At 35.5% G+C, this 1,005-nt stretch carries 1 protein-coding gene; it reads right to left on the reverse strand.

What is annotated here, in order from left to right; all coding sequences use genetic code 11:
- Positions 1–263 precede the first annotated feature (263 nt).
- A partial coding sequence (locus FJR05_RS26530; RefSeq protein ID WP_217385707.1) for a hypothetical protein occupies positions 264–1,005 on the reverse strand: 742 nt, incomplete at its 5' end.

Consider the following 1,005-nt stretch of genomic DNA (forward strand, 5'->3'; position numbering starts at 1 on the left):
CACAAAGTTCTGCAATTCCTGGAGGATGGAAATATTTACTTGTATCAAGAGACATGAGACTATTTTTATATTCTACAATTATGCTTGAATTAGAAAGTTGAATGAGAAAATCAGCACTTTTATCTCAACTTGGAGTGCGTCAGCGCTATAAATCCCAACCACACCGATAAATTATTCATACTGACGCACCCTACTAACTCACTTTTCCAATTAGTCATTATTAAATTTTCAAACGTTGAAATTTATTCATTTTGTACCAACCACTATTTAGTAATAATAACTTGACTAATCTCTGACCATTTTTGCCAAATATTATCAGAAATTCTCAGTGAATATCTTATTCTGTTTCCTGTACCTTCCCTATTTAGTTTTGCTTTTTCTAAAATTACTCCATTACTGTCTTTAAATTCAGCAAAGAAACCAAGACCTTCAATCTCCTGTAGCACCAGAAGGAGTTTAAGATCGTCGTTTATTTTATCGAGAGAGCTTTTTGGAGAAGTTTCATTGTTTGATGGTGAGATAGTAGAATACTCAACTAGCCATTCTACATATCTTTTCTGTTGATCAAAGTTAGGCTTTCCAATAAGTCTAGATGAACCACTATCAGAATTAGAGTTAAACACTTCATATGACCATTGAGGACTCTTTATATCATTAGCAGGGAAGGGTAGAGGATCAGGCGGGTCTGTTGGCTTAGATGTTGGTATTGGTGTTGGTGTTGGCTTCACCTCCCGAATTTTAGCATCTACTTCTTCCCTTTTTGATTGATAGGTTTCTTTAAGATTAGTAACCCGTTCTGAGATAAAAGTATCAGATGGAATATCATTTAATGTAGCGATCGCCTGCTGCAATTTATCCTTAACCGCTTCATATTCACTAACCGTTTGCGCCTTTTCTCTCTGTTCCTCTGCATCTTTAGCCTGTTGTTTGCCTTGGTTGATGGAGTCAAGAGCTTGATTTTCTTTATCTAAACGACGTTGTATCTTGGTTAATTGACTTTGATAA

It is taken from the genome of Dolichospermum sp. UHCC 0259 (genome assembly GCF_009711935.1).
Lineage (GTDB): Bacteria > Cyanobacteriota > Cyanobacteriia > Cyanobacteriales > Nostocaceae > Dolichospermum.